The organism is Deltaproteobacteria bacterium (genome assembly GCA_020845775.1).
Taxonomy (GTDB): Bacteria; Bdellovibrionota_C; UBA2361; order SZUA-149; family JADLFC01; genus JADLFC01.
Genome location: JADLFC010000122.1, coordinates 1 through 5,964, shown reverse-complemented (window position 1 = coordinate 5,964; position 5,964 = coordinate 1). Strand labels below are relative to the sequence as shown.

At 45.2% G+C, this 5,964-nt stretch carries 6 protein-coding genes; 2 read left to right on the top strand and 4 right to left on the bottom strand.

What is annotated here, in order from left to right; translation table 11 throughout:
- Positions 1–267: 267 nt before the first annotated feature.
- Both IT291_08245 and IT291_08240 read left to right on the top strand, forming a co-directional pair.
- Positions 268–687 (top strand): PA2779 family protein, encoded by a 420-nt coding sequence (locus tag IT291_08245; GenBank protein ID MCC6221212.1) that lies wholly within the window; start codon positions 268–270, stop codon positions 685–687.
- A 139-nt stretch (positions 688–826) separates the two neighbouring features.
- Positions 827–1,705, top strand: coding sequence for a PA2778 family cysteine peptidase (locus tag IT291_08240; protein MCC6221211.1), 879 nt, complete (start codon positions 827–829; stop codon positions 1,703–1,705).
- 24 nt (positions 1,706–1,729) lie between these two features.
- Here the strand turns inward: IT291_08240 and IT291_08235 are convergent, their stop codons facing one another.
- The 4 genes from IT291_08235 to cpaB form a co-directional block, all read right to left on the bottom strand.
- Complete coding sequence (locus tag IT291_08235) at positions 1,730–3,415, bottom strand: GMC family oxidoreductase (protein ID MCC6221210.1); 1,686 nt, start codon at positions 3,413–3,415, stop codon at positions 1,730–1,732.
- Complete coding sequence (locus IT291_08230) at positions 3,412–3,972, bottom strand: gluconate 2-dehydrogenase subunit 3 family protein (GenBank protein MCC6221209.1); 561 nt, start codon at positions 3,970–3,972, stop codon at positions 3,412–3,414. The genes IT291_08235 and IT291_08230 overlap by 4 nt, the downstream gene beginning before the upstream one ends.
- A gap of 75 nt (positions 3,973–4,047) precedes the next feature.
- Positions 4,048–4,884, bottom strand: coding sequence for an inositol monophosphatase (locus IT291_08225; protein MCC6221208.1), 837 nt, complete (start codon positions 4,882–4,884; stop codon positions 4,048–4,050).
- A gap of 98 nt (positions 4,885–4,982) precedes the next feature.
- A complete protein-coding gene (gene cpaB / locus IT291_08220; GenBank protein ID MCC6221207.1) occupies positions 4,983–5,948 on the bottom strand; it encodes a Flp pilus assembly protein CpaB in 966 nt (321 codons plus the stop codon).
- Positions 5,949–5,964: the final 16 nt, after the last annotated feature.

The following is a 5,964-nucleotide window of genomic DNA, read 5'->3' as shown; positions in this document are numbered from 1 at the left end:
TATACCATTTACAAAAAGGATTTTTGTAAATGGTATAAACAGCAAGTGCGTAAGCACTTGCCAATAAACAACAAATACCGTTTCCAAAAAGTAAAATATTTAACTTACTTTTTGGAAACGGTATAACCAAAAGATGTAAAAACAAAGCTTAACGCTGATTAAATGTAAGAGTCAAAAAAAATTGAATATGTTATACAGCTTACAAAAGGTATTTTTGGAAACGGTATAATACCTGGATAAAATTATACGTATTTAAAGGAGTTTATTATGTTACAGAATCGCATAATCCTAAAACTTGTAAGTTACGTGCTCCTAGTATTTTTTCCTCTTGCTATTATGCGAGCGGAATTGGCGGTGGCAGAATTTATCGATACAGCGTCTCTCTTGGAAAATGATGCTAAAACGAAAAATACCTCGCTTAGCAATGTCCAGAGGTTTGTTGATCAGAGCGAGGTAAGTGCAATATTTTTAAGCTACGGCATTTCGCCACAAGAAGCCAAGATGCGACTCTCGACATTATCAGACGAAGAACTCAACTATCTCGCCAGTAGAATAAATAGCATACCCGCAGGGGGTGATGGCGTGGGCGCTGTAGTAGGTGCTGTGGTTTTTATTTTTGTTTTGCTAATAATAACCGACATAATTGGTTTTACTAAGGTATTCCCCTTTACGCGATCTCTGCGCTGACCGCTGTGTAGTTGTAGATATTTTGTCGACGGGACGGTAATTTGCTTTGAGTTGTAAGTGGCAAGCCTCACTTTGTATAAAATGCTGTCTGTTCCTCCTGCTATTTAATTCCTGTGCAAAGCCTAGTGCACTTGGGCTTTTGGATACTAGCAAGCTAGATTCTGATTTGCCCGGCAGAATGGAAATAGTCGATGTGCCTTTTTTTTCGCAAGAGCTACATCAATGCGGCCCTGCTGCTTTAGCTATGGTTCTTGCTTGGAATGGACAGGACGTATCGCCGAAACAATTAGAGGAAAGCGTATATATACCAGCTCGCAAAGGCAGTCTTCCGCTAGATTTGCTTTCCGCGGCGCGACGTCGCGGTGCTATAGCATACTTAGTTGAACCAACTGCTTCAAATGTTTTTGCGGAACTAAGTGCTCGCCATCCCATAATCGTTCTACTAAATATGGGATTAGATTGGTTCCCTATTTGGCACTACGCGGTTCTCATTGGTTTTGACCTAAAGAACGAGACAGTAGTGCTGCGATCTGGCACATCTACGCGGAGCGAAATATCCTTTAGCACCTTTGAGACATTTTGGCGGCGCAGCAACTACTGGGGACTAGTAGTATTAGCAGCAGAGGATTTGCCGGTAACGGCCACTAAGCGCGCTTATTTGCAAGCTGCATTGGGACTCGAACGGGCTAAACATTGGAAGGAAGCTTCGCTTGCATACCGCATGGCGTTAACTATGTGGCCGACGGATTTGATTGCGTTAACTGGACTTGCTAATTCACTGATGAAATTGGGAGATTTAGATGGCGCGGCTAGAGTTTTGGGGGTTGGCTATCAGCACTACCAGGACTCGCCACCACTTCTCAATAACTACGCCCATGTGTTAGCTAAACAAGGAAAATGGCTAAAGGCTCACATTATTGCTTGTAAAGCAATTTCGCTGGGCGGCCCATATCGAGGTCAATGTGTCTCGACGTTGAGAGAAATCGAGGATCATATACACGCTAAGTGCGCATACTAAGAAGCGTGTGGGAGAACACGCCTCTTAGCGCTGGCCGAGATCGGCGATGATGGCGTCGGCGATGCGGAAGGCATTGGCATAGATGGTCCATGTGTATGGGGCACTTCCTCCTGTTGGCATAAAACTGCCGTCGCTTACGTAAACGTCTCTAGCTTCATGCATGCGGCAGTCTTTATCCAGGACAGAAGTTGCCGGATCGTCTCCAAAGCGACAAGTGCCTGCTTGGAGATTAGTTGGCGGCGAGCCCGACGCAAAAAATTGAACTTGCTTTGCACCTAAATGTTCTAATATTTCGGCTCCTTTTTTTGCCAAATGCCAGCCGATAGTTAGATTGTGTTTATGTAGTCCAACTCTAACTCGGGCAACAGGCAAACCCCACTTGTCTTTTACCTGCGGGTCTAAGGCAACAAAGCAATTGTTCGTAGGTAACCAATCCGAAAAAGCCTCAACCTTTACGTAGACACCTTCATGAAAATGAGAGTAAAGCTTTGCCTTTAACTCCCTTCCCCAAACTAGCCCATTGTCTCCTTCTATTAGCTGCGAAGCTCGTGCAATAGCTGCTGTAGACCTAAAGATAAAATCTATAATACCTCCCTTTTGGCTAGCTCCCTTATCGTCCTTTTCAAGGACATAATAATCTTCCACGGTGCGATTGATAAATGGGCCAAAGACCCGTAACTCTTCGGCTTCTTTTGCCGGAAAATCCGCGTATTTAAAAATTCCAAAACTTGCGCCGCCACCGGCAAAGAGCAGATTTTTTCCCACCAATCGGTTTAAGTTCCCTAGTCCGTGCGGATGTCTTGGCCCCGTAGAAAGAAGGAGCAAACGGGCCGTTTCAATTGCTTGACACGCAAGGACATAGCGCCTAGCCGAAATCGATTTAAGATTTCCGCTTTCGTCAAAATATTTTACGCCCACCACTTTTCCTAAATGATCGCTTTCTAACCGGCTAGCCATGCAATTAGGGCGAATTTGACAATGGCCAGTTTCCACAGCGCGCATTAGCAAACTAGCTCGCGAACTCCCCTTGGCACCAGTTGCACATCCAAATCCGCCACAGTAACCATTATAACTGCAACTACTTCGATTGCCTCGTGGCGTTGAAAGAATAGCCCTAGGGGTTGGCACCGAGTTAAGACCTAATTTACTACAGGCTTTGTCTATCCAGTGCGCCAGTGGATGCTCTAACGTAGGCGGGTACGGAAAGTCATTACTGCTTCTAGGTTCCGCAAAGGTGTGCGCTACCGCGCGACCTGATACGCCAACTTCTCTTTCGACTTTGTCGTAATAACCTTCGAAATCTTCATAGGAGATTGGCCAATCAACAACGTTAGCATCTTTAATGGGGCCAAATGTTGAAAGAAGCTTAAAATCGAAGGGTTTAAGGCGATGAAAAAAACCGCTCATAAAGTTCGTAGAACCGCCTACACATGAGCCGTTATGAAAATTCCAGCCCGAATTATGAGTAGGCCTTACCTGCCATTTACCTTCGGCGGTCTCCGTTTCAACGGTATGCGGTTGCTCGCGAAGACTTGGTATGTATGCATTTCGCCTACCAGCGGCAATCTCGTCTTTAAAAAAATCGCCCTCACTAAGCCATGGCCCTTTGTCAATAACGACTACGTCGTATCCCGCTTGCGCAAGCGCAAGCGCTATCGGCCCTCCACCAGCACCACTCCCAATAATGCAAACATCACAACAGTCGCTCACAGCTCAAAATACCTCTTTCCAACCACTGGTAAAGGAAAGCCAGGATTATGCCCCAGCCACTTCCAGGCAATCTCATTGGGATTACCGCCGTACGCTGGAGCTCCTAAAAATGCCTCGCAAATAAACCCGTAAATCCAAATTATCCATTGCCTTCCTTTCTCGTCTCCTTCTAGGGCGCGTAGCACGGCTTCTTTTTGGTTTTCGTCTATGTCAATAAAGCTAGAATATCCACTAATCTCTACTAGTTTTTCTAGTTTCTGCAATCCGTTTAAAAAAAACTCCAAGTTTATTTCCTCGGATTCGTGACGGCCAATTACTGCTTGAAAATAGAGTAAAGCATTTGAATCACTTGCTCCTGGAGTGCCTGGCTCGGAGGGCAGAAGGTGCTCTTGAACCGCTCGAATGGTGCTCCATTGATCCGAAGACAAATTAAGTTTGGCATTAGAAGAAAAAAAGCGCCTAATGGGTATGCCAAAAGCGCAGCCGTTCCAAATGACAGTAGAAACTAGCGCTAGGAACTTTGAAATCCAACAAAAAAAATCTCTCCTGCTAAACATATGAAGTCTATTATATACCAGAGAGACGTGCCTTAACCCAGGAAGGGAACAGTGCGTTGCGCTTGGTAGGACTTGTTAGTGTTTCGAGCCAGTGGGAATTGTGCCCGCTGGTGCTTTAAACATATATTCGGCGAGCGTTTTGTTAGTAAATAGATAAGAATCTCCTTTTATAGAAAATTCTCCAGTGGCGGGAGTTGAAAAATTTGCAGAAATTCCACCGGCTTCCTCAACTATGAGAGAGCCAGCTGCTACATCCCAAGGTTTTAGACCAAACTCGAAAAACGCATCAAAGCGACCGCACGCTACCCAACATTGGTCGAGTGTCGCGGCACCAAAGCGCCTAATGGCTCTACAGCGCGTAAAAAAGAATTCATACGTGTCGCGCCATGTGTCCCAGGCGTTTACCCTATCGTAGGGAAAACCAGTTGCGACGACTGCGTGACAAAGCTCCGTTTTTTGCGCAAGGCTAATTTTTTTTCCATTTAACATGGAACCGTAGCCGCGAATAGCAGAAAACATTTCGTCTTTAATAGGATCGTACACTAAGCCAATAGTGCGCTTGCCATCTATTATTAGGCCAGCCGATATGCCAAAGTAAGGAATTTGGTTTGCAAAGTTGCTAGTGCCGTCAATTGGATCTACTACCCACCAAGTGCCGGACGAAAAGGATCTAAGCAGTTCGTCATTCGAAGACTCTTCAGCTAAAACTGAGTGATCTGGAAAATGCTCGTTTAGATCTTTAACGATTTCTAATTGGGCCCACAAATCTAATTCCGTCACTAGATCGTTTTTGCCCTTGAAATTTATCTTGTAATTACTCGGTGTTTCGATCTCCGCTTTTAGGCGAGTGCCAATGCGGCGAAGCGTACATTGTACAATTGCAGAAACTTCCGATAAGTCTTTATTGGTCATGAAGTGAATACCGATTGCCGAAAATATGTCGGCAATCGGTATAACCCAATATAGTGTGTCTGTCTAGCCACGCAATTGATTGTATAGAAAAGCAGTTTCTAGAGATCTGGGTTCTCTATCTTTGCCCAACCTCCGTCTTCGTAAAGCTGAAACTCGCTTCTCTTGCCATCCTTGTTAGAAAATGAAACAAAGCCTTTTGGTGTGGATGGCGATACGGATTTCTTGTCTTCCGGTTGCACGAAGTCTAGGCCGCTAAACTTATCATCGCCACCTATGCTGCTCGCATCTTCTGTATTCCTCAATACGAGACTAATTCGGCCCATGGCTTTTGCAGTTTGAACTTTTAGAGCGTCTTTTGCACTCACTGCCAAAGTAACTGTCGATGCAGATTGAGGCTTAGCCTCAGTGGACGAAACAGTTCTTTGCATCTGGCCGTCATATGAGAGAACAACAGCATCTTCAACTGCCACTCTCGTAATTTGAGTTTTCTCCGTTTGGTCGTAGTAGGTAACATGCAAGTCGACATGCGCTCCTGGAGTAGCCCAACCTTCAACGCTACTCGTGGCATCTACTTCAATGGAAATAGCTCTGTGGCCTGGAGGTAACAAGCCAGCTATTACGTTAACAGGCGGAGAGGAAGATAGATTAGCTCTTAATATTGGCTGATTTGCTGGAAGCCCAACCTTTGCATACATGCCGGATAGTTCCCCAAGATCTCTAATGGCTCCCTCGGGAACCTCGTTGCGCGGCCACTGGAGTTCCTTAACTTGAACCTGATCCAGTTTGGCTCCTTCGGGGACCGGGCTAGTAGGTGCAACTAAAACAACTCTCCCAAATACCGATTCAGAAATGGGTTGGACGTTAGCCTGTTGCTGAACCGCTTGAACAGAACTCTTCGCATAAAAAATCAACACACCCATGAGCACTAGTGCAAAAACGAGAGCTCCCCCACCTATGTACAACAACCGCTCCCGTTGAATTCTCGCCTTAACGGCGGTATTTCCACCAAATCTACTAGAATTCATGTTTACTATATTAGCTCCCATAAGAACCTTCTTAGTCATAAAACCTACAAACTGC

Bases quoted from the DNA above. Each gene is read 5' to 3' on its own strand.
- IT291_08245 (MCC6221212.1), top strand. From the start codon at position 268: ATGTTACAGAATCGCATAATCCTAAAACTTGTAAGTTACGTGCTCCTA.
- IT291_08230 (MCC6221209.1), bottom strand. From the start codon at position 3,972: ATGTTTAGCAGGAGAGATTTTTTTTGTTGGATTTCAAAGTTCCTAGCG.
- IT291_08225 (MCC6221208.1), bottom strand. From the start codon at position 4,884: ATGACCAATAAAGACTTATCGGAAGTTTCTGCAATTGTACAATGTACG.
- cpaB (MCC6221207.1), bottom strand. From the start codon at position 5,948: ATGACTAAGAAGGTTCTTATGGGAGCTAATATAGTAAACATGAATTCT.